The organism is Paenarthrobacter sp. 10L412 (assembly GCF_056395565.1).
Genome location: NZ_JBFTJT010000001.1, coordinates 287734 through 311062, shown reverse-complemented (window position 1 = coordinate 311062; position 23329 = coordinate 287734). Strand labels below are relative to the sequence as shown.

The 23329-nt window shown below is 60.7% G+C and carries 16 protein-coding genes and 2 pseudogenes; 5 read left to right on the top strand and 13 right to left on the bottom strand.

What is annotated here, in order from left to right:
* Positions 1 to 6: 6 nt before the first annotated feature.
* From AC1DD7_RS01390 to AC1DD7_RS01345, 10 genes and pseudogenes are all read right to left on the bottom strand, one after another.
* Complete coding sequence (locus tag AC1DD7_RS01390) at positions 7 to 1266, bottom strand: NAD(P)/FAD-dependent oxidoreductase (protein ID WP_477513483.1); 1260 nt, start codon at positions 1264 to 1266, stop codon at positions 7 to 9.
* Positions 1263 to 1457 carry a ferredoxin gene (locus tag AC1DD7_RS01385; protein ID WP_441431008.1) on the bottom strand — a complete coding sequence of 65 codons (195 nt, stop codon included), beginning with the start codon at positions 1455 to 1457 and terminating at the stop codon, positions 1263 to 1265. Before AC1DD7_RS01385 ends, AC1DD7_RS01390 begins: the two co-directional genes overlap by 4 nt.
* Positions 1458 to 1498: 41 nt before the next feature.
* A complete protein-coding gene (locus AC1DD7_RS01380; protein ID WP_477513482.1) occupies positions 1499 to 2698 on the bottom strand; it encodes a cytochrome P450 in 1200 nt (399 codons plus the stop codon).
* A 10-nt stretch (positions 2699 to 2708) separates the two neighbouring features.
* Entirely contained in the window at positions 2709 to 4259 is a 1551-nt protein-coding gene (locus AC1DD7_RS01375; protein ID WP_477513481.1) for an APC family permease, read from the bottom strand.
* Between the two features lie 342 nt (positions 4260 to 4601).
* A pseudogene (locus tag AC1DD7_RS01370) lies at positions 4602 to 4985 on the bottom strand (aldehyde dehydrogenase family protein); the annotation flags it as partial.
* 185 nt (positions 4986 to 5170) lie between these two features.
* Entirely contained in the window at positions 5171 to 6124 is a 954-nt protein-coding gene (locus AC1DD7_RS01365; protein WP_477513480.1) for an alpha/beta hydrolase, read from the bottom strand.
* Positions 6121 to 7608 (bottom strand): flavin-containing monooxygenase, encoded by a 1488-nt coding sequence (locus AC1DD7_RS01360; RefSeq protein WP_477513479.1) that lies wholly within the window; start codon positions 7606 to 7608, stop codon positions 6121 to 6123. The genes AC1DD7_RS01365 and AC1DD7_RS01360 overlap by 4 nt, the downstream gene beginning before the upstream one ends.
* A gap of 33 nt (positions 7609 to 7641) precedes the next feature.
* A complete protein-coding gene (locus AC1DD7_RS01355; RefSeq protein ID WP_441431053.1) occupies positions 7642 to 8781 on the bottom strand; it encodes an alcohol dehydrogenase catalytic domain-containing protein in 1140 nt (379 codons plus the stop codon).
* 570 nt (positions 8782 to 9351) lie between these two features.
* On the bottom strand, positions 9352 to 10428 hold the full coding sequence (locus tag AC1DD7_RS01350; protein ID WP_477513478.1) for an NADH:flavin oxidoreductase/NADH oxidase: 1077 nt from the start codon (positions 10426 to 10428) through the stop codon (positions 9352 to 9354).
* Positions 10429 to 10722: 294 nt separating this feature from the next.
* Positions 10723 to 12162, bottom strand: a complete 1440-nt coding sequence (locus AC1DD7_RS01345; protein ID WP_477513477.1) for a PucR family transcriptional regulator — start codon at positions 12160 to 12162, stop codon at positions 10723 to 10725.
* Positions 12163 to 12286: 124 nt separating this feature from the next.
* Between AC1DD7_RS01345 and AC1DD7_RS01340 the strand changes: the two genes are divergently transcribed.
* The 5 genes from AC1DD7_RS01340 (at position 12287) to AC1DD7_RS01320 (ending at position 18214) form a co-directional block, all read left to right on the top strand.
* Positions 12287 to 13645, top strand: a complete 1359-nt coding sequence (locus tag AC1DD7_RS01340) for an aminotransferase class III-fold pyridoxal phosphate-dependent enzyme (RefSeq protein ID WP_477513476.1) — start codon at positions 12287 to 12289, stop codon at positions 13643 to 13645.
* A 34-nt stretch (positions 13646 to 13679) separates the two neighbouring features.
* A complete protein-coding gene (locus AC1DD7_RS01335; protein WP_477513475.1) occupies positions 13680 to 14924 on the top strand; it encodes a CaiB/BaiF CoA transferase family protein in 1245 nt (414 codons plus the stop codon).
* Positions 14921 to 16123, top strand: coding sequence for an acyl-CoA dehydrogenase family protein (locus tag AC1DD7_RS01330; RefSeq protein ID WP_477513474.1), 1203 nt, complete (start codon positions 14921 to 14923; stop codon positions 16121 to 16123). The genes AC1DD7_RS01335 and AC1DD7_RS01330 overlap by 4 nt, the downstream gene beginning before the upstream one ends.
* A gap of 85 nt (positions 16124 to 16208) precedes the next feature.
* Complete coding sequence (locus tag AC1DD7_RS01325) at positions 16209 to 16544, top strand: aldehyde dehydrogenase family protein (protein ID WP_441431052.1); 336 nt, start codon at positions 16209 to 16211, stop codon at positions 16542 to 16544.
* A 1151-nt stretch (positions 16545 to 17695) separates the two neighbouring features.
* Positions 17696 to 18214 (top strand): nuclear transport factor 2 family protein, encoded by a 519-nt coding sequence (locus tag AC1DD7_RS01320; RefSeq protein WP_477513473.1) that lies wholly within the window; start codon positions 17696 to 17698, stop codon positions 18212 to 18214.
* A 40-nt stretch (positions 18215 to 18254) separates the two neighbouring features.
* Here the strand turns inward: AC1DD7_RS01320 and AC1DD7_RS01315 are convergent.
* The 3 genes and pseudogenes from AC1DD7_RS01315 to AC1DD7_RS01305 all read right to left on the bottom strand — a co-directional run.
* Positions 18255 to 18868, bottom strand: a pseudogene (locus tag AC1DD7_RS01315) (hypothetical protein); the annotation flags it as partial.
* An 858-nt stretch (positions 18869 to 19726) separates the two neighbouring features.
* Positions 19727 to 20728 (bottom strand): NAD(P)H-dependent amine dehydrogenase family protein, encoded by a 1002-nt coding sequence (locus tag AC1DD7_RS01310; protein WP_477513472.1) that lies wholly within the window; start codon positions 20726 to 20728, stop codon positions 19727 to 19729.
* An 898-nt stretch (positions 20729 to 21626) separates the two neighbouring features.
* Entirely contained in the window at positions 21627 to 23003 is a 1377-nt protein-coding gene (locus AC1DD7_RS01305) for an amidohydrolase family protein (RefSeq protein WP_477513471.1), read from the bottom strand.
* Between the last annotated feature and the right edge of the window lie 326 nt (positions 23004 to 23329).

Below are 23329 nucleotides of genomic sequence, written 5' to 3'. Positions count from 1 at the left end.
CTTGGGTCAGATGGCTTGAAGCTGGGTGTCTTGCTGCGGCTGGTTTGAATGCACTTTGTCCACGAGCTGCCTGTAATGCAGCTGCCTGTCAGCCGGAAGGCCCACGCTTACTACTGCTACGAGAGCTTCGCCCTGGTAGTAGCCCATGACGACTCCGTCATGGGGGGTCTTTGCGGAGCCTTCCAGTTCCACGATCCTGTTTGCCAGGTTGGCGCTGCCCACACCCTGGATCTTGAGGTCAAACTGGTTGCTCCAGAAGCTGGGCAGGGGAATGGCCGGCTCTGGAAGTGCCGTGTTGTTAAGCTCTGCAATAAGGGCCTTGGCTGCGATTTTCGCTGTATCGCCCGGGATGGACCAGTGCTCGATTCGTCGGGCGCCGGAGCCGTTCCGCAGATCTGGGAAGCGGGCGACATCGCCTACCGCCACGGCGTTCTTTGTTCCTACAACACGAAGGTGTTCGTCGCAGAGCACGCCATTGCTGATGTCAATCTCATTGCCCTCAAGCCACTCGACGTTAGGGATCGAGCCGACTGACTCGATGATGACATCCGCCATGATCTCGGTGCCGTCCGCAAGCGTGATGCCGTTGCACCTGGAGTCGCTTTCGGTATCGGCCTGCGTGGAGAGAATGCCTGCAACCTCGGCATGCCCGTGGTAGGTTACGCCTTGCTGGACCAGGTAGTCCCGGATACCGGCGCTGAGCTCTTCACCCAATGCCCGTTGCATTGGTCCGCTGGTGCCCTCAATGAGGGTGACAGTGCAACCGAGCTTGGTTGCGGTGGCTGCTGTTTCGCAGCCGATGAAACCAGCGCCGATGACGGCTACCTTGGTACCCGGGCGGAGCTCCTGGTGCAGTTCAACTGCATCTTCGAGCGTGCGCAGGACATGCCTTGCCCGCAGCGGTCCGGGCAATGGCAGCCGACGAGGCCGCAGTCCGGTGGCGATGACGAGTCCGTCGTAAGCCACAGTCTCACCGGTGTCCAGGGTAAGGGTGTTTTTGGCCAGATTCGCGCCGATAACCTCCGTGCCCAGGTGCCATTGGACGTCCGAGACCGAAGACCGGTGGCGGAACTTCACCGAATCGAAGGCCTCAGCGGTCGTTCCTGGGTTCTGCAGAAGCTCCTTGGACAGGGGCGGCCGGTTGTAGGGCAGATGCGTCTCAGTGCCGATGACCGTGATGGTTTCGGTCCAGCCTGCGGCCCGGAGTTGTTCTGCAGCGCGGAGTCCGCCCATTGAGCCGCCGACGATGACGATTCGGCGGGTCATGGCTGGTCTTGGATGAAGATGGCCTGGACCGGGCAGGCGTCCATGGCGTCTTCAACATCAGCGAGCAACGAGTCGGTGACGTTCTCCTCGTATTCAAGGATGCCTTCGGAGTTCATCCGGAATACATCGGGCGCTGCGATGGCGCACTGGCCGTGGTTTTCGCAGAGCTGGCGGTCAACAAAGATTTTCATGGTCATTCCTGTTCTTGTGAGTCCATTGGGGGCGGGTCCGGCTATTCGCCTTTGGTGAAGCTGATGGGGAGCCGGATCGGGCCCGTGTTGCCGGAGTCCGGCATCCATTCGTCCGCGCCGTTGATCTGGGGGTTGCGGAGTCGCCGCGCCAGGAGCGGGAGAGCTTCGCTCATATCTGATCGTGCGACAAAGTGACCGAGGCAGTGGTGGACGCCGCCGCCGAAGCCGTGGTGCGGTGCGTGCTCGCCCACGAGGTTCATTTCTGGTTCGGGAAAAGCCCTGGGATCGGTGCCGGCGCTTTGCGTGAAGAGGTGGACGGTTGTGCCCTTGGTGATATCCAGTCCTTCGTAGCTGAAGTCTCCGACTGCCTCGCGGGTTACCCACGTAACTGTGGGGTTGATCCGCATGACTTCTTCAACGGCCTTGGATCCAAGCTCGGGGCGGTCTGCCAGAAGCTCCCACTGATCCGGATTGCGCATGAACGACTGCATCGCGAGTCCGAGCTGGTTGCGGGTGGTGTCCATGCCGCCGAAGATCAGCAGTACAAGTGCGTTCCGGAGTTCGGCATCGCTGAGGCTGTCGCCGTCGCGGCTTGCAAGCACCAGACGGCTGACAAAGTCTTCCCCCGGGTTGGCCTGGCGGTCCTTGATGAGTTCCTCGGCGTACTCGTACAACTCGGCCAGGGCTTCTTCGACCTTGTGAAGATCCTGCTTGAGGGTTACTCCCAGGGCTAGGCCGATGGTTGAGGCGAGGCGGGCGATGGTCGGCCATTCGGATTCGGGGATTCCCAGCATGATGGTCAGCACGCGGGTGGCGTAGGGCTCGGCGAAGTCGCTGACGAATTCACATTCCCCCTTGTCGATGAACGCGTCGACAAGTTCGTTGGCCAGGGCTTGGAACCTGGGAACCAGTGACTTAAGCAATCGGGGCGAGAAGGCAGGGTTCAGCAGCCGACGGATGCGGTGGTGGTCTTCGCCCTCAAGGACCAGGAGGTTTTTGGTCCACCAGTCGTAAAACAGGCCACTGTGGACACCGTGGTGTTGGGGCCACTGAGCGCTGCCCTGCTTCAGCCGCGGGTCCTTGAGGAGCTTGGTCACTTCCTCATAGCGAAGGACGGCGATTCCATAGTTTGTGCGTGCGTACCAGCTTTGTTCACGGGCGTTCCGAAGTGCTTCGGACTGCATGGCGAAGGTGGGATCGGAAATGTCCAAGTACGGGGCTTCAGCAATGGGTGTAGTCATGATCGTTCTCTCACAGGTAGTTTTCAACGTTGTGGGACTGGGCGTTTTCTGCCACGGAGCGGTTGCTTCCGCTGGGCGGGACGGCGTCCGCTGCAGGGGCATCGCTGTGGGTGTAGGGCTTTTTGGCGAATAGGTAAATCAGGCCTACGCCGACGACGGCCACGGCGGAGAGCAGGACGAGGTAGTTGACGAACCAGGGGCTGTCGGGAGTGCGGGGCCAGACCATGTTGGTGATGCCCAGTACGCCCCAGGTCAGGGCAGCGATGTTCACCGGCACACCCCACTTGCCGAGCTGGAACGCTCCTGACGGCTTCCAGCCTTTGAGGCGTGCCCGCAGGGCGGCGAGGACGACCAGCTGGAAGCCCAGGTAGATTCCCAGCGCGGCGAAGGAGACTATCACGACCAGAGCGTCCGGGGAGACAACGGAGCCGAGGATGATCAGGACAGGCACGGCGCAGGCCAGCAGGAGCGAGTATGGCGGAACGTGCCGCTTTTCCTGGAACTGGGCGAGGAGGTGGCTGGCGGGGAGCATGCGGTCACGGGCCATGGAGTAGCTCAGGCGGCTCGCTGCAGCCTGCAGGCTCATGACGCAGGAAAGGAAGGAGATGAGCACGATCGCCAGTACGACTTTGTGGCCAATTTCGCCGAATGCGCCGGCAAGGACTGTGCCCACGGGGTCGGTGTTCTCTCCGGAGATGACGGCGGTGTAGTCAGGGACCGCGAGGACGAGGGACAGGCAGACAAAGGTGGCGGCGAATCCTCCGATGTAAATCGTCATACGCATGGCTTTGGGGATTCGGACACCGGGGTTGGGAACTTCTTCAGCGACGTCACCGCAGGCCTCGAACCCGTAGTACTGATAGATGCCGATGAGGGCTGCAGCCGCGAACGCAATGAAGTAGTTGCTCCCGTCACCGCCGGCGCCGAAGGAGTTGAAGAGGACACTGAGGTCATGCTGGCGTGCGGCAATGAGGAGCCAGATGCCCACAACGAGCGCCCCACCCAGTTCGGCGAAGAGGCCGAGCATTGCAACTTTGCTGAGCAGTTTGGTGCCACCCAGGTTGATCGCGGTCGCCGCCAAGATCAGTGCAATGGCGCAAATGATCGTGGAAGTCGTCGTTGACTCCATGCCGACCAGGGCATCAAGGAATGTTCCTGCACCATATGCCACACCAGCGATGGTCGTCAGCAGGGCAATGAGGTAGACCCAGCCCGTCATCCAGCCCCACTTAGCCCCCCAAAGGCGCCTTGCCCAGGGGTAGACACCTCCAGCTACGGGGTAGTTGGAAACAATCTCGCCGAATACCAGTGCGACGAACAGCTGGCCCACCCCGACGATCAGGAACGACCAGATCATGGGTGGCCCGCCCAGGCCAAGGGACGAGGCGAATAGGGTGTAGACGCCTACAACCGGGGAGAGGTAGGTGAATCCGAGAGAGACGTTCCCCCAGAACGACATTTCCCGCTTGAACTGTTTTTCGTACGTGTAGCCCAGCCGTGCGAGTTGCTCGGCGTCTTCATCTATTGGAGAGCGGTCCGCACTCTTGGCATTGATGGACATGGGGACTCCTTTTGGACGGTTGCGCCGCCCGTCTATCGCTGAAAGGAAAGAAAAGTCTGCTTGGGGGCTCGAATCAGCTCATCGTGATCCGCGTCACCGATAACTCTAGTTTTAGATGTTTGAAATCGCAAGGGATGACCTGAGGAATTTTGAGGAGATGTTCAACCGGGAATGGTAGAGGGCTGACCAGTTGGGTGGCAGTCCCAGTTTGGGCGGGAAAATCACCCCTTTTGGTTCCATCGTGTTACTGCCAGGTAAAACATGGGATTTCAGATTTTTGAATGTCACCTCCCTGAGGTCTGCTGTTTTCGCGGGCCCCCGCCTGACGGCATCTATCTCGAAGCCTTCACGGCGGAGTCCTGATTGCTTATCCCGTCGAAGGGTGGGCGCCGTTGGAGATGATGCCAGCATTGAAGCCGACCATGCCGAACTCGATCTGCTGGGCAACGCACAGGAGTCTGTTGAAGTCGCGGCTGTAGACGTAGGAGGCCAGACCGTATTCGCTGGAGGTGGCCAAGCGAATGGGTCTTCCTCAATGGAGAAAGTGGTGACGGGGGCGACGAGCCCGAAGATTTCCTGGAGGAGGATCTGGGCATCGTTGGGAACGTTGGCCAGCACCGTCGGCCGCCAGAAGTAACCAACCGCCATGGCCCCTTCCACGGCCTGGTCCAGGTCTGCGTCTTCAAACGATATGAAGGTTTCGTTGCCGCCGAGCTCCCCCGAAGTAGCAGCCCGAAGTCCTCGGCCCGCTCGGTCACAAGCTCAAAGGCACGGGCGCAGGATCTCCTCGATGATGGGAGTAGCCATGAGATTCCTGTAGAACGTGAGTGACGGCGATAGCCCTCGCCCTTTGGGTGGCGGGCTATCGCCGTCCTTTGACTGATCGGATGAAGGGACGTGCTCCGTCTCAGTCAGATTGTGCGGTTCCTGATGAACGCTGCCACCTGGTCCACTGTTTTTTCTCCGCGGGGAATGCGTCCCGCTGAGGTGAACAGCCCGTGGGCGTATCCGGGAAGGTGCTGGTACAGGACCTCCGTGCCTGCCCGGGCTAGTGCGGCGGCGTAGTTTGCGCCTTCATCAACCAGAGGGTCGTTGTCCACAGTGATCACGTATGTTGGCGGCAGTCCTGCAGGGACCTTGGCCATGGCGGGGCTGATATCCGGTGCCGAGCGGTCTGCACCGTCAGGCAGATAGTGGTCCGCGAACCAGGCGATGGTGTCGGCAACCAGGGGAAACCCGTCGGTGACGCGGTTGTAGGACGGCGAGGACATGGTTAGGTCCACCATGGGGTACATGAGGACCTGGCCCACGATGGGTAGAGGATTCGCAGTGGTGGCGTTCTCGTTGGCCAGGACTGCGACCAATTGCCCTCCCGCGCTGTCACCGACGAGCACAACCTGGGTTACGTCCAGGCCGTGCTCGTTGCCGGCATCAAACAGCCAACGCATCGCGCTGCGGCTGTCGTCAATCGCAGCCGGGTACGGGTGCTCCGGGGCAAGCCGGTAGTCCACCGCAATGACGGGCAGGTTGATCAGGGAAGCCAATCGACGGCACAACCCGTCATGAGTTGAGAGGCTCCCCATGACCCATCCTCCGCCGTGGAAAAACAGGACGGCGGGGCTGGGTCCCCCGGTGTGGCGTGGGTCATAGACCCGAACCCGGAATTCCTCCACGTTGAAATCCGTGACCGACGACAGTGGGTCACCGCTTAGTCCGTTGGCAGCGCAGCCGCTCTCGTAGAGTTCGCGCACCTGCTTCACAGGGTAGGAGTGAAACGGGCGCCCTCCGCCGGCCCGGAATTGCTGCAGAACCTCTGCAGCGTCCGGTGCTACAGGCCTGTCGCTGAACCGGTCGATGCTTGTCACTTTCCCGGCCCGGATTCGGCAAGCTGCAGGTAGTCGTCGAGCCGGAGGTCGTGGGTGTGGGCCCGGTATTCTTCGACGGTTCCGGACCAGTTGTTGATGACCCGGCCGTCCTCGTTTTTGTACCAGGAGGAGCATTCGGAGGAGAAAGCAGACGTTTGGAGTTCTTCCTGAACGTATGCGTTGAACTTCTCCACTACCGCCCGGTCTACTTCCAGGAAGCGTGATTCATCGGCCGCGATGTACTGGACAGCCTGGGCGATGTAACGGTGCTGGGCCTCCAGCATTGATACGACCGAGTTGTGGTTGAGATTGGTGTTGGGGCCGTAGACCAGGAAGAGGTTGGGGAAGTTGTCCACTGTGATGCCAAGGTAGGCTTCCGGGGCGTTACCCCACCGCTCGTCGAGGCCGATTCCGTCCCGCCCTGAGACGCGCATGGATCCCATGAACGCGTGGCTCTTGAACCCGGTGGCGTAGATAATGACATCAAATTCGTGCTCGACGCCGTCAGCGGTGCGCAGGCCACGGGGAGTGAATTCCGTGATTGCCTCTGTCACGAGTTCTACGTTCTCGCGGGTCAGTGCGGGGTAGAAATCGTCGCTCCGTAGGATGCGCTTGCAACCGAAGTCGTAGTCGGGCGTGAGTTTGGCCCGCAGTTCCGGGTCGGAGACCTGGGTCTCGAGGTGCTGGCGGGCCAGTCCGACACCTTCCTCGGAAGCTGCGGTGTGCCGGCGGGTACGTTCGAATCCGGCTTCGCGGAATTCGTGGATTTCCTGACGCAACTGGCGGTAAGCGTCCGGGTTTTCCTGGAAGCGGGCGCTCTCTTCCTCGGTGAAGATGTACTGGTCGCGGGGGAGGATGTAGTTTGCGGAGCGCTGGAAGACGGTCAGGTTCGATGCGATCTTGGCAACCTCGGGCACGTACTGAACGGCAGTTGCAGCGGAGCCGATGGAAGCGACGCGTTTGCCGGTCAGGTCAAGGTCGTGCCGCCACTTGGAGGAGTGGAAGGCCACGCCTTCAAAGGTTTCGGTGCCGGGGAAGTCGGGGATGTTTGGTTCGTTCAGCTGGCCCCAGGCAGCCACCACCGAACGGGTCAGGAACTCCGCGCCGTCAGCCGTGTGTACCGTCCAAAGGCGGCGGTCCTGGTCCCATTGAGTCGCGGTGATGTTCTGGCCGAAGTGGATGTGCTTGCCGAGCCCGAATTCCTCAACCATGGAACGCAGGTAGCCCTGGAGTTCCTCCTGGCCGGCAAACATCCTGGTTACCTTGAGGTTCAGGAAGTAGCTGTAGCAGTAAACCAGGGCTTGCGTGTCGCATGCGGCACCGGGATAGGTGTTTTCGCGCCATACGCCTCCCACATCGTTGCCGCGCTCGAGGATCAGGAAGTCCTCGATGCCTTCCTGGGCGAACTGGGCTCCCTGGCCCAGGCCGCCGAATCCGGCACCGATGATGATAGCGCTGTAGATGTGGTCATTTGTGGAGGTCATGGTGTTCTCTCTTCAGAACTGGAATGTGGTTGGTCAGGAAAAGGTGATGATCTGGCGCAGTGCGTGGCCGCCGTCGAGCGTGTCCATGGCACGGTTGATTTCTTCGAGCGGGATAGTGTCTGAGACAAGTCCTTCAACGGCCAGCTGGCCGGATCGCCACAGCTGTTCGTAGATCGGGATGTCATGTTCCGGGACTGCCGAGCCGAGGTAGCTGCCCACGATCGACCGGGCCTCTGCTGTAAGGGTCAGGGGGTCGATGGAGACCGACTGGCCCGGCGCCGGCAGTCCCACGGTGACAGTGATGCCGCCGGGCTTAGTCAGTGCGATAGCAGCTTCCAGAGCGCGTGGGTGTCCGGCGGCTTCGATGACGGCGTCAAACTTTTCGCCGCGTTCCAGGGCATCAGCAGAGGTCATGGCGTCCGCGGCACCAAGGTTCCGGGCGGCTTCAAGTTTGGCCGGCAAGGTATCGACGCCGACGACGTGTTCAACTCCGGTGGCGATGGCCGTAATGAGTGCCGCCATGCCTACCCCGCCGAGACCGACAATGGCTACCCGGGAGGAAGGCGTCGGCTTGGCGACGTTGAGGATCGCTCCTCCGCCGGTGAGAAGGGCACATCCGAGCAAAGCGGCGATGTGCGCCGGGACGTCGGACCCGACCGGCACAACGGAACGGCGGGAGACCACTGCATAGGTGGCGAACGCAGAGACTCCGAGGTGGTGTTGGACAGGCTGACCCGCGCGGGAGAGTCTGCGGTTCCCGCCCAGTAGCGTTCCCTCAGTATTGGAAGCGCTGCCCTGCTCGCACGGCGTTTTGCCGTTTGAGTTGCATCCGGAGCATTCACCGCACCGAGGGAGGAAAGTCATAACGACGCGCTGACCCAGGGAGAGGTCATTGACGTCCTCGCCTAATTCCTCAATGATGCCGGCTGCCTCGTGGCCGAGCAGCATCGGTACTGGTCGTGGCCGGTTTCCGTTGACGACGGAAAGGTCGGAGTGGCATACGCCGGCCGCCTCGATGCGGACGAGAATCTCGCCCTTGCCAGGGCCTTCGAGTTCAAGGTTCTCCACATGAATGGGACGGGTGTCCGCGTAAGGCCGCTCTTCCCCGATGGCCTCAAGTACAGCCCCGCGTATGGTCCTGGTGCCGGTGGCCGGCGTCGCGGTTGACTTCATATCTTCGATCGTCACGATTGTCCTCTCAGTGATGCAGTGATGCAGTGAAGCTGGGCGGGGGGCGGGTTTGGGGAGGGACCGTGTTGCGCTGCGGCGCCTTGGTGGTTTGCCGTGCTGCTCTCATCGTTCCTCCCGTCCCGAGTGGGGAGTTCCTCCAATAAAGGGCTGTCCCTCGAGAGTAGACAGACAAAGAGTCCCCGTCATGATGCGGAAAGTAGATTCATGAGCTTCTCTTTGTACAATCCGTCAAATAGTGCTCGCATCGAGTATGCAACCAGAAGTAACCGTATGACTGGACGGAGCGCCGAGCATCAATGCGGCGTCAGCGAAACTGGCGCACCGCGCCGCTTGGCCACTTCCCTTGGAGGTGAGGTATCCAGCGGCAGGTAAAGGGGAGACGATCGAGCCGGTCTCTAGAAGTGCTGGATCCCCGGGTAGGGAGAGTTCAGTCGATCACGTGGCAGCGAGGTCCGCCGCTCGGGTCTGTAACCCCATTCATGACCTCTGTCGGTCAACCCTAGATATACGGCTAATCCTCCAAATACCCCGTCGTTCCTTCCGGGAAGAAAGTTAGTGGTACGCCCGCAGGTAGGGGCGTGGACGATAGGGAAGGTCGACGCGGAGAGCGTCTGCTGCGTGGAGGGCGAAGTTCGCATTGCGGAGGAACTCTCGGCCGACCATTACCACGTCCGCCAGCCCGGTAGCGATGATCTGCTCGGCTTGCCGGGGGTCATCGATCATGCCAACGGCGGCGGTGGGCAGCCCTGTGGCGTTCTTGACCGCGGTGGCGAAGGGCACTTGGTACCCGGGACCGGCCGGGATGCCGGCCGGGATGTTCGCACCCGTGGAGATGTCCGCCAGGTCGACGCCATGCTCGGCTAGCCACTCGACGACCCGGCAGGTCTCCTCAATAGTTACGCCACCGTTTGTCCAGTCGGTCGCCGACAGCCGGACCAGCACGGGAACGTCGTTGCTGATGGCGGCACGGATGCCGTCAACGGTTTCTACGAGCAGCCGGGCTCGGTTCTCAAGCGATCCTCCGTATTCGTCATCACGCTGATTGCTCAGGGGTGAGAGGAATTCGTGGAGGAGGTAGCCGTGTGCAGCGTGTATCTCGATCATGTCAAAACCGGCATCGACAGCCCGGCGAGCCGCTCTGGCGAACGCGTCGACGATCCCGCGGATGCCTTCGTGGTCAAGGGCGACGGGTTCGTCCAGGCCCGGATAGGCGATTGCGGAGGGCGCGACGGTCTGCCAGCCTCCCTCGTTGAGCGGAATGGACCCATCCCGGGTAGTGCCCCACAGGGGATGAGTTGATGCCTTGCGGCCAGCGTGAGCGAGCTGGATGCCGATCTTCGCACCGAGCGAGTGCACGAGCGTGGTGATGGGTCCGAACGCGTCACGCTGCCGGTCATTCCAGAGTCCCAGATCGTGGGGGCTGATACGTCCTTCCGGGACGACACCGGTTGCTTCGACAATGATCGCTCCGGCTCCGCCGCGCGCAAACGACCCTAGGTGTAGCAAGTGCCAATCCGTGGGCACACCGTCGCGCTTGTCAACGACGTACTGGCACATGGGGGGCACCCAGATGCGGTTGCGAACTTCAACGCCGCGCAACGTTATCGGCTCGAACAGGGCTTGACTCATCGGATCAACATCTCTTTCGGTGGGGCTCTACGGGCGGTCCCCCGAGACTAGGCAACTGAACAACGCCAGTCGAGGTGCTGAACCTCCATAAATTGCTCACTCTTTGTACAATCAGTCAAACTCCCGCCAGCAGGGGCAGCGTGTCCCCGGCTTGACCGGAGCGATAATCGGCCCTCGAGCTTCTGCTGTTATCCGGGAGGGCAGCAGGAGCTGTGCAGACTTTTCGGAGCTCCGGACCGGTCCTTCGCAGAGTCTGGTCAACTAGGGCAGGCCGGGCGGCAAGGTTCTGGCCCCCTATTCTTTGCGCGATTCTTGCGGCCGTCCTCTGAGGGCGAGCCAGAGTTGGGCGGCTACATCGGGGTCATCCAGGTTAACCCCCAGCAGTTCCTTTGCTTGGGCAATTCGATAGCGGACCGAGTTCCGGTGCACTCCCAGTTCACGGCCGGCAGCCTCAAATTGTCCACGGTGGGCCAGGTAGGAGCGGACCGTTTCAAGTAGCTGCCCCGTGTGGGAGCCCAGTTCATCCACCCATTCATCTGCCGGCAGGTCGAGGCCATGGCCAACGCGTATCAGCTGACCGGCGGGCGCTAAGGCGGCGACCTCGGCCACCTGCGATCCGATTTCGTGAAGGCGCCGTAGAGGCATCGGACCACCCCATGCACCCCGGACACCCTTCGGCAGCGCAGGATAGGGACTCGATGCTGCCTGAAGCACAAATACAACACCGGAACGTTCGAGTACCAGCCCGGACAGAGCGTGCTGCGCCACCAGCTGTTCGCTATCGGGCAGGACGGCGACGAAGGCTGTTTCCGGTAGCGGGTCCGAGCCCATCTGCTTTGCAAGGAACCGGGCTGCATCGTCGTGTCCTTCCAGAACCAGCGCTGCGAGCATACCTTCAGCGCGTCGACGCTCAGCCGCGGCGCTGCGCTGTCCGGCTGCTCTGGCCGCCAGGAGCGTGGATGCGGTGAGGAACAAGTGCCGCTCGGCAGCAGCCAGTTGCCCGTTTCTGCCTAACGCCAGGTAGCCCGAGGCTGTTGGACCGTCAGATACCGGGTAGAGGGATGCGGTACCGGACGCTAGTTGTATGTTGCCGGTGGCACCCCGGCGCGCGTTCCGCAGCATGGTAGATTCCCGCATGAGTTCGCTCAGTAGTCCCGGCGGAAGTTCAGCGCCGTTGGCGGCCGAGGATGGCGCCCGGTCGTCTTCAGGAAGGTATGCAACCCATGTCCCCAGAGCGCGGGACAGTTCCCGGACGATCTCCGGTTCAGCGTCATCCTGCGCGGCGGCGCGCGTCAGTTCCACCTGAAGCCCTAGCAGTGCGGTGAGTTCGGCTTCGCCGCCCTGCCTTACAAGCTCCCAGTATGCGCGCGACACTGCCAGGAACGGGGACTCGCGGGGAATAGTCAGAAGAGGAAGGCCTGCTTCCACGCAGGCCGCACGCAGTTCGTCCGGCACCATGGCATGTCCTGAGCCCAGGCCGAGACCCAAAGCGGCCACGCCGCCTTCCACCAGACGTTGCACATAGTTTCTTGCGGACTCTTGACGCGCGTCTCCATCCAAGCCGGTGAGCTGCAGTCCGACGGTGAGGAGGAGCTCGCCGCCGTAGAGGAACATCGTGGGATCCTCCAGCTCGGAGACGTGCACGCCTGTTAGTTCGACGCGGGGGAGCGGGACCGGCCAGTAGGGCGCCAAGTCGCGCTTTGCAGCCTCAACAAGCCTTGCGAGGGTGATCATGGGTAAATCATAGGCGACCGCCTTTTGTACGTTGTGACTGATCCTTGAATATCTCTGGACATATCGTCCAACGACACGTCGCCGGACTGTCCCTATCGTGGATTTCACCACACGAGGAGGACCTATGACTGTCACATCAGAACTCGCCGCAAACCAGGCCAAAGATCCCGCCGCCGTTAAGGCCACAGCACGCCGCCTGCTCACCGAGCTTCCGGGTCCACGTTCCCGCGAACTGGAGGCCGAACGCCGCCAGCACGTCACCGACGCTTTTGGTATCACTCTGCCCGTGTTCATTGACCACGCGCAGGACGCGCTGCTCGTAGACGTTGACGGCAACCATCTTATTGATTTCGCTTCAGGCATTGCCGTGACCAGCGTTGGCGCTGCAAACCCGAAGGTGGCCAAGCGCGCCGCCGCCCAGCTTGAGCGCTTCACCCACACCTGCTTCATGGTGACCGAATACGCGTCCTTCGTTGAAGTCTGCCGGTGGCTCAACGAGCACACCCCCGGCGACTTCGAGAAGCGGACCGCGCTGTTCACCACCGGCGCGGAGGCGGTGGAAAACGCCATTAAGGTCGCCCGGGCCGCCACGCGCCGGCCCAATGTTCTCGTGTTCGACGAGGCATACCACGGCCGTACCCAGCTCACGATGGCGATGACGGCCAAGGAGAACCCGTACCGGCTCAACTTCGGACCGCTGCCGGGCTCTGTCTTCCGCGGACCGACGGCGCCCGCCCACACCTCTCCTGACGGACCGGGGAAGGCACTGGAACAAATCGAGGCGCTTCTGGCAGAACACGGCGCCGAAACGTTTGCCGCTATGGTTATCGAACCGATTCAGGGCGAGGGCGGCTTCATTGTCCAGGCCCCCGGGTTCCTGGAAGGTATTCGTGAAATCGCGACCCGCCACGGCATCGTACTGGTGATCGATGAGATCCAGGCCGGAATGGGCCGCACCGGCACGCTGTTCGCTTCCGAGCACGAAGGTATTGCCGGCGACATCACACTGTCCGCGAAAGCTCTTGGCGGCGGATTGCCTCTTTCGGCTGCTACCGGCCGCGCCGAACTGATGAACGCTGTCCATACCGGCGGCCTCGGCGGGACCTACGCCGGCAACCCCGTAGCGTGCGAGGCGGCTCTGGCTGTCTTCGAACTCCTCGAAGACGGCAAGCTTCTGAAGAACGCGGCTGCCATCGAAACCGCAGTCAGGCGCCGCCTGGAGCCACTTGTAGAACTTGACGGCGTCGCAGACGTTCGCGGTAGGGGTGCAATGATGGCGATCGAGTTCCGCGATGCCTCAGGGCCCCGTGGAGACCTTGCTGTCGCGGCCGCGAAGGCAGCCAACGCTCATGGTGTCCTGACTCTTACGTGCGGGACCAACGGAAACATCATCCGGCTGCTGCCTCCGTTAGGGATCGAAACGGACGTCCTTGACGAGGGCCTTGCGGTGCTGGAGGCATCCATTCGGTCGGTATTGTCATGATTTTCCGGGGAAGGTGGACCCGGCGGAGTCAGCCATGAGGTCGGGAGCGGGCTCCGGCGCACCACTGGAGGGGATCGTCGTCGCCGATTTCTCCCGCGTGCTCGCCGGTCCGCTCGCGACCATGACCCTGGCCGATCTCGGTGCCCGGGTCATCAAGGTTGAGCGCCCCGGAACCGGGGATGACACCCGGCAGTGGGCGCCACCTTCCTCAGAGACAGGTGCGACGTACTTCGAAAGCGTCAACCGGAATAAGGAATCCGTCACCCTCGACCTGACCAACCCCGGGGACCTGGAGCTTGCCCGGGAACTGGCACGCCGCGCCGACGTCCTGGTGGAGAACTTCAAGCCAGGAGGGCTCGCCAAGCTGGGCCTCGGATATGAGTCACTGGCTGAGCAGAACCCAGGCCTGGTGTATGCATCAATTTCGGGTTTCGGCTCGGAAGGCGGCCGTGATCTGCCCGGATACGACTTCATCGTCCAGGCAGTCGGCGGACTGATGAGTATTACCGGTGACCCCCAGGGCGGCTCCTATAAAGTAGGCGTCGCCCTGGTTGATGTACTGACAGCCAAAGATGCCACGATCGGCATCCTCGCGGCTCTTTCCGAGCGTAGTTCCACAGGCCGGGGTAGGCGGATCGAGGTCAATCTGCTATCGAGCCTCCAGGGCGCCCTTGCCAACCAGGGTCAGGCGTACCTCGGCGCCGGTGTTACTCCTTCGCGGCTGGGCAATGACCACCCTTCCATCGTCCCTTATCAACTTCTTGCCACAGGGGATGACCCACTGGCCGTTGCCGTGGGAAACGACTCACAATTCGCCAAGCTCTGCCGCGCTATCGGCTATCCGGAGCTTGCCGCTGATCCCCGGTTTGTCACCAACGCTGTCCGCGTCGAACATCGGCGGGAACTTGTCAAACTGCTGGAAGCCGGGCTCGCAGGTGCTGGAGCGAAGGAATGGCAGGACCGGCTGGTTTCTGTGGGAGTACCAGCCGGCCGGGTGGCCGGCATAGATGAAGGCATCGCATACGCTGAATCCTTGGGCCTGGAGCCAACCATTCACGTCCATGACGCCCGCGGGAACGTTACCGGACGTCAGATCCGCCATCCGATCACCTGGACGCCGGCACTGCCGCCCCGAACACAGGCCCCACCAGCGCTCGGTGAGCACACCGCAGACGTGCTGGACTGGCTGCGGCAGCCCGAGACTAAGACGTTCATCTCTTCACCCCAAAGTGCCGCCCGTTCAGAAGTCGTTTTATGCCCAGGAGGGACCACATCATGACTCTCGCCCCTAGCTCCGCCGACGTCGAGGCCACTACCGCACTCGAGCCCTCGGACCTGATTTCCTTCGATACCCTGCTCACGGCCGAGGAAATCGCCTTGCGCGACCGGGTCCGGAATTATGTCCGGGAGGAAATCAAACCGAACATCGCCAGCTGGTATGAAGAGGCCCGGTTCCCGCTGGAAATCGTCCCTGATCTCGGCAAACTCGGCCTGCTCGGAATGCACTTGAAAGGCTACGGCTGCGCCGGGGGAAGCGCAGTGGACTACGGGTTGGCCGCAGCCGAACTCGAGGCCGGGGATTCAGGCATCCGCACGTTCGTTTCCGTCCAGGGTTCTCTGGCCATGTCAGCCATCTCGAAGCACGGTTCTGAAGAACAGAAAGAGGAATGGCTTCCCCAAATGGCTGCCGGCACCGCCATCGGATGCTTTGGCCTTACGGAACCCACTGCCGGTTCAGACCCCTCTGCCATGGCCACTTTTGCCCGCCGCGACGGTGAGGACTGGATATTGACCGGCGCCAAGCGGTGGATCGGACTCGCCAACATAGCCCAAGTGGCAGTTATATGGGCCCAGACAGACCATGGCATACGCGGATTCGTGGTACCAACCCAGACTCGTGGCTTTACCGCCACCCCAATTCAGCCGAAGCTGTCAATGCGCGCTTCCGTTCAATGCGAAATCACACTGGATGACGTACGCCTGCCTGCCGACGCAGTCCTGCCGAAGGTCACTGGCCTCCGCGGCCCTTTTACCTGCCTCAACGAGGCGCGTTACGGCATTGCCTGGGGCACCATGGGCGCCGCGCGGGACGCTTTCGAAGATGCCTTGGACTACTCCAAGAATCGGCTCCAGTTCGAACGACCATTGGCCGGTTACCAGTTAACCCAGCAGAAGCTCGTGAACATGGCGCTGGAGATTAACAAGGGCTTCCTCCTCGCATTGCACCTGGGACGGCTAAAAGACGCCGGCAAGCTGCAGAACCATCAGATCAGCGTGGGCAAGCTCAACAACTGTAGAGAAGCTATCGAAATCTGTCGTGAAGCACGCACGATCCTGGGCGGAAACGGAATAACCCTCGAACACTCGCCACTTCGCCACGCCAACAACCTTGAATCCGTACGTACGTACGAAGGCACTGACGAGGTCCACACCCTCATCCTTGGCCAGAAGCTGACAGGTATCGGAGCCTTTCGGTGAGTGCCGCCGTTGATGCACCCGACACGTCAGGCACCGCACCCGTTCGGCCGGGGACGGTGCATCTCAGGCTCCTCATCGACGGAAACTGGGTACAGGCAACGGCGGACACCTTACCTCTGCCAATCCCAGCCGCCCCGAGGAGATAGTTGCCGAAGGCGGCGTTGCCGTCCTTGAGGATCTGGACACAGCCGTCCTGGCGGCGCGCGCCTCACAGCGGGCCTGGGCCTGGAACCGCACCCCGATCCACGAACGCGGCGCGGTGCTGTCTCGAGCGGCCGCGACCTTGGAGTCGCAAGCCCATCGCCATCCCGGCATGGAAGATCGCTCCCGCACTGGTGTACGGAAACGCGGTGGAATGATTCCTTCGAGTTATCATTGCCGCGGTCCTTCTGCCGCCATACTTTGGCAGCGGGGCGTATGAGGAGACGCCTTCCGCGGTGGTGATGATCACTATCGTCTCCTCGCGTTCAGCACCGACCAGTGTGCCAATATGGCGTTCCCATGGGGTCACGCGCACCGGTAATACATCTGGTGCCCAGCTCGCCCACCGTGACCCCTATGTCCTCATCGTCGAGACGCTGGTCGGTGCAATTCTAGAAATATGTCCTCATCCTCCGGACACGACGGACATGAAGGGCTGCCCTGCAGGCAGGCCACATGATGGCCCCCCAGCAGCGGTCGCCTAGCTTAGGTCCAGCAATGGTCGTACCTAACTAAGCCCAGACCCGATGATGGGACTCGAAAGGGAACCCATGTCCTGTGGGGACCGCACGAGCGCCGCACCATCACAGTCAGCGCTGTAGATGACGACGGCGACAGAGCAGAGTTGGCGGGCCCCAAGGTTCTTTTGCCAGAGGCGGGAGCACCGGCACAAAGTGAGGCTTCGGAAGAACCGAGGAGGCTCTGCTAGCGGCACTGGCTGCTCTGTGCGGCAGCGCGATGTGACGTTTCACTCCGCCGATCGGAGTGCTCTTGCTTCCCGGGGGAGCTTGCACGCCCGGACTGCTGCGCACCGCCAACCAAAGAGGAAGTACCGAGGGCTTCTTCGGTTGATCCGCGGCGCCGGGAGGTCTTCTTGCTCTGTACAAGAGCCCTGCTTTTCATGATCTTTTCTTATCTCAAATCGGGTAGTCCAAAGAGGGAAGTGCCTTATCGCGCTAGGAGTATGTGTTCCAGGAGGCATCTTTTAGGAATGGGGCCAACTCCCGAAGGAGCGTCCATACCGTCTGTGAGCCCCGGAGCGCCGGCATGATTTCTCCCTGCTGCAGGTAACGGATTGGCAAGGGGTCGTTCTCAGGCCGCCACCAACCGCTGGAAGGGGCGTGATGCCCGGTATCTGCAATGATGGTCAAGCGGTTTGAACGGTTTATCTGGAGCTGCATAATTGCCCCTTCTTTTAGCGTGGCCCAGACTGTGACTGCCTGAACGTTGAATGCTGCTTGGGAGAATCAGGCTGTCCCATGATCGTAAGGAGGTCATAAACGCGAGACACCGTACAGTTCGTCCACACATCCGATTTTGTCTGTACAGATCGCCGAAACAGATGGTCTTCGCTCTCGATAGAGTCGTTTCATGGCAGCGACGCGATGGACCACCATTTCTTCTGACGACTATGAAGAAGTACGCCGACTAAAGGCTCGCTATTTTCGCTATATAGACCTCAAGCGTTGGCCGGACCTAAGGACGCTTTTCTCCTCGGACGCCAGGATTTTGGGTTTCAGCTTCTCGCCAGCTGACCCGGACACGTTCGTTGAGGCCGTGTCGTCCTACATGTCGGGTGTGGTATCCATTCACCAAGGATTCATGCCTCAACTTGAGCCCAGATCCGATAACTCGATTCGCGGCATTTGGAGCATGTTTGACCAGCTGACTTGGGAGCCCGACTCGCGCGAAGAGCAGGGCTTTCACGTACCAGGTATGTGGGGGATCAGGGGATACGGACACTATGAAGAAGAGTACGTCCGGACGGCCGAAGGATGGCGAATATCATTCCTGAGACTCTCTCGGCTCCGCATCGAGCCTCTCGTTGGTATAGGTCACCACATACCCCCCTTTGCACTTACCCCCGCAGGGGAGGGATGGCTGGACTAGCTGTCAGGACTTTCGCACCACGTCGGACAGATCTTTCGAGGCGGTAGGCCTTGAACCCGTCGGTCTGGGCGTCGATGAAGGAAGGTTGACGACAGAAACCGGGTTCCGTTCCTCCTCAGCCAGGAGCAGGTGGCCAAGGGCCTGGAACAGGGCCAGGTCCCCGCCCACTTTGATCTGCAGGTATTCATCGGCCACATGTTCGAGCAGTCAGGCAGGTTGTTGGTACCCAGGGCCCGGGTGAACAGCTGGTACATAAGGCTGTCTCGTTCGCGGTGCGCCAGAAGGTGTAGAACACGCACCGGTCAGGGCTGGAAGCCCGGACGTGTTCGCCGATCAGCTCGAACGCGTCGGATCAGGAGATCCAGCCAGTATTCGGTCTTGGTGGACAGCTCGGCGATGGAGTGCTTCGCCCAGAACTCGGCGCCGACCGTACCCAGGGTGTATTCCTCGGCATCGCCCTTGGCGCCGTTCTCGCAGAACTCGGCCGCCTTGCGCTTCTTGTCCGACTCTGGCCACGCACACCCAGTGCAGTCAAAGCCGACCCGCCGGTTCAACCGCAACAACGACTGCGCGGTCCGGGTCACCCCCGGCCTGCGCCACCGCGAGTTCCAGCGCCACCATCACGGCCTTAACACAGGCCGCCTCGGTCTTGGGCTAAGGTCGTCACTGAGGCGATCCGCCGGTACCGTCTATCCAAAGGAGCATGCCGCGTTTACTGTCCTGTGTCCCGCTGGGCATCCGTTGCTCGTGATGGGGAAAAGTTCTAGTGACAAGATACTGATACGTCGAGTGCCTTTGGCCAAGGGGCACATCAGGCTCTCCCACGTGTCCGCAATTGAAGTCTTTTGCATCCGTTAGACCGTCTGGATGGCAGCTGAACGTCGTGCTGTCAGTCCGGGGACAAGTACCAAGGCCGGCGACAGCGACCGTACCGGAAGCAGACCCATGGCAGGCACTCAGCGGTGGCGATGTCCACGAGTTGCTCAGCGTGTGGGACGACTTCAACCGTGGCGAAACGTGGCGCGAACTCTCCCAACCGCGGCAACGAGGCCGAGCTAGCGGAACAGTCCCAATAAGCACCGGAGGCGGATTACGAGTTCCACTGAATCTTGCGACTTAGAATTGCCCAATACCCGGAGGAAGGGATCCTCCTGCCCTGGAGCCTTCATGGTCAGCGGAAATCCGAATTCGTGCCTAACTGTGTCCCTCCCTGTGAGGTCTGTCCGTGAACACTCGATCCAAAACCTGGCATTCGAGCTAGCGTATTTCGTACTGGAGTTCGCTCACGCGCACGTACCTAATCCGTTGTCCCGGCAACCGGTGTCTTCACCCCTCGACCAGTCAATCGGAGTTATAGGCTCTTATCGGACAAGAGTCAACACGCCATGATTCTTCTGGGCGTCCGTACCGGAGACGGCACTCTCAGGAATGGGCCAGAGTGGTACGCGTCCTTCGTCAAGTATGTATGTTCCTGAAGCGGACCGGCGCCCTGGACCTAGAGGTAGCGACGTTTCAGCCCAGCGTCTTTTGGTGGCGAAGCTGGGGGAGCTGGTCAATCGTCAGGTAACCCGGGCCCGCGGCTAGCAGCTGAGGAATGCGGTTGAGTAATGTTCCGCACGTGGTGTAGTGAGTGGCGAGGTCATCGCTGTGGATGCTCACGGTGGGTTCGCCGCGGACTTCCCAGTGGTTAGAGTCGGTTTCGCCCGCCGTATAGACCTTGCCGGTCATCTCCAGATGGAGGGTGATTCCCTGCGTGGTCGTAACCTCGTCGATGTCAGTGAAACCGATCACCTGGCCGGTAGGGATCTCCCGATCCAGAGCTCTGCAGAAAACGGGCGTGGCGGCCACGTCCGCGCGAGTAGTTGTGGTGGACTCTTTGATTTCGAGCCCTGCCATGGCGGCGAGGGCATGGAGGGAGGTGCGGCCAAATGTTGGAGGCCGGTTCGACGCGGCCCCGGACCATGCAGCGAATTCTTCTGGAGTCGTGCCCACCTGCTGGTCGTGGGCCAACTCGGCGCCAAAGTCGTCGACGTTCCAGCTGCAACGCCCATGGACAGCGTCAATGGAGAAGGCGGTGCCCATTAGGACGGACACGAGGGAAATCCAGTAGCCGTCCTGGTGACCGGTACACAACACCCGGACACCTTGCTCTTTGGCGAGGGTATCAAGCTCGGCCGTCCTCTTGGAGTCGGTGTGCCAGCTGTAAAGCAGCTCCTCTGAAAGTGAGATGACATTGCTGCCAGCGAAGATACAGCGTCGAAGTGGCTCATACATGTCATCCATATAGCTTGCGATACTCATGACCACCAAGTCTGGTTTGAGGGCAAGCGCCTCATCTGCGTCAGTGTAGGCCCTGACCCCAAGGGGCTGGGGCAGGCCAATGAGGTCGCCGACGTCCTTGCCGTCCTTGGAGTCTGAGGCGACGATTGCACCGACGATGGTGGCTTCTCGCTTCAGCAGCATTTTGGTTAGCGTGGTTCCTACAGATCCAAGGCCGTACATCAATACGCGCATGGGATATGTCCTCTCTAAGGGTGCTACGACAGGTGATCTTGCGTTAGGCGGTAGCTAGATTGTTTTGGGTCAAAAAGTGTGGCAATAGATGTGTCTGGATTGGGGCGATGGTGTGCGGAAATGGCTGCCGGAAGGCGCCAGACCGATTCCACCCCTTGGCAGCAATGGCAATTGTCTTCACAGGCGTGCCACTCTGTGATGAGGACCGGTGAAGTATTCGGCTCGCTACTGTGGGAATCATCTGAGCGCCGCGTCTTTTGAGAGGCGCTCTGAGACGCGGATAACGTAGTAACACAGTCAAGGGAGCCTCCAAGTGCGGGCTCCACTGAAAGCCCAGTTGGCCCCGCTTCATGGTGATTTGGGACCGCTCTGGAGCGAGCTGGTTGGCAGGGTTACTGCCTTGCCGACATCCGAAGCCCTTGCGTTCTAGGTAACTTCAACGACGTGACCAGGGTGCCGGGAATGATCAGGGCGTCCCGTAGGGCAACAGCCGTGTGAGTGAAATCGGCGTTTAGCACGCACCTTGAAGGTTGGACTGTATGTACTCGATCCGTCCTGATAGTAAACTCCGCGCAACGCCAACAGTTTGGCCGCCCGTGGCCGCGTCCCAGATTGCGCAGGAAGGACTGGCTAGGTGCAGGGCGAACTTGCAACCATGCAACTGATGGCCATACAGGCGGCCGGCCTGGCAGTACGCCGCGCACCGCGAATAGTTCGGCCCTGGCCACATGCACGTGCACCGGCAGTAGTTATCCGGCCACAGTCGACCTCATGGGTAGTGGCCTCGCCGGCACCGGCAAGGCAGGGCGCTTGCCTTCAACATCCAGCGCTGTGGTTTCAGTTTCTGGCAAGAAGATGGTCGTTGCCTGATCATCTGTCCAAGCAACGACCATCCTGGCTAGCGTGTACCTATTGGAGCTGTGACCAGAGGCCGTGTGGGCAACGCCTGCCGATCGATAAGCCGGCCCTCTTTATAGATCGCCTCAATGCTTTCGAGATTACGGACATCTTCGAGCGGATTGCTGTCGAGAAGCAGGAAGTCGCCAAGTTTTCCAACCTCCACCGTCCCGAGGTCATTACCCTTGTTGTAGGCGGTGGCGACTTTGCTTGTCATGGATTGAAGTATTGAGGAAGGTGACATGCCTTTCTGATGGAGCGCGCGGGCCCATGCGAAGTGGTCGGTTCCGATGCTCCACGGGCGTTCACGGTCGCCAATCTCACCAGTATCGGTAAGAACGTCACGGGACGTACAGCCGGCGTCCGTCCCTAGTACTATCGGGGCGTCGGCGGTAATCAGCATTTTCTCGTTCAGAATGTGCTGGAATCCACCGTAGCCAGCCATCGGGTGGCCAACGGCCTCCAGTTTCTCTTGGTACGGGTGGGTCACGGACTGCACGCCGCAGTGGATGCCTTTGGCTACGATCTGGTCAACAATGTCGCCATCGAGGGGAGCCTGGGAAGTCAGGGTTGCGTGGATCATGAGATCTGCGTCCAAGTCGATTGCCATCTGGACTGCCTCCACTGATTGAGTGTGAGTCAGTAGAGGCAAACCTGCTGACTTTGTTTCCTCAGCGAGCACCCGAAGGACCCGTTCACTGAATGTCAGATAGGAGCGGTTGCCATGAGTGACCCCGAAAAGGTGATCGCTGATGGCGATCTTGACCATGTCGACTCCCGTGCCGATATAGTCCCGGATGACGGCCCGTATTTCAGTTGGTGACATCAAGCTTGTTTCAGCGCCCACGCCGGCATCGAACAAGGAGTCCATACGATCGGCAAACGTTTTGCTGATGACTGATCTGGCCATGTGGTTGAAGTCAAGGCTGAATGGACCGCCCATACCGACAATGTTTCCCGCTGCAAAGATCCGGGGACCTTCGATGGCACCTGCATTGATGCGGTCCCTGGCGGTGAGCACAGGCTGGTGCCCGTTCCAGGTATCAAAGACAGTCGTGCAACCAGCCTTGAGGGCCAACTGAGCAGCTTCCTCACATACTTCGTGGAACTGCCCCTCCCATCTTGAGAGGTATTCAATACCCCCCGTTCCCATCATCATGATGCCGTCCAGGAGATGAACATTTCCGTTGACGAAGCCCGGGATGAGCCACTTTCCCGTGCCATCGACAAGATCTACGCCAGCGGGAATCTCGAAGGAACCATCAGGCCCAATCTTGCTGAAGCGACCGTTCTCCACCAGGACGGTATGGCCAGTACGGACAATGCCACCGGTTCCGTCGACGACGGCAGCGGATCTAATAGCGACAGACGAGCCCATAATGGGTTCCTTCCAATAGATGAAGTGAGGCGAAGGCATGGTGGCGATCCGCAGTGGGTGAGTTGCATCCAACCACTGGCGGTGGACTTACTCAAAGGGTCTGCCTGAGGGTGGCGGCCATTTCAGTGCCTTACCCGAGTGGGAGCCTGAGAAAAATATAGTTCCGAATGTATGAGTTGACAAGGGCTTGAGTGATATTTGCCACGCCCCACTGGCCGAGAGAAGCACGACAGCTTGGATCAGTTCGACCTCCGGGTGGCCGCGGCCATTGGGCTTGCCCGGAAGGCAACGCCAATAGCGTGTGGGATCCGCCCAAGACGCCTGAT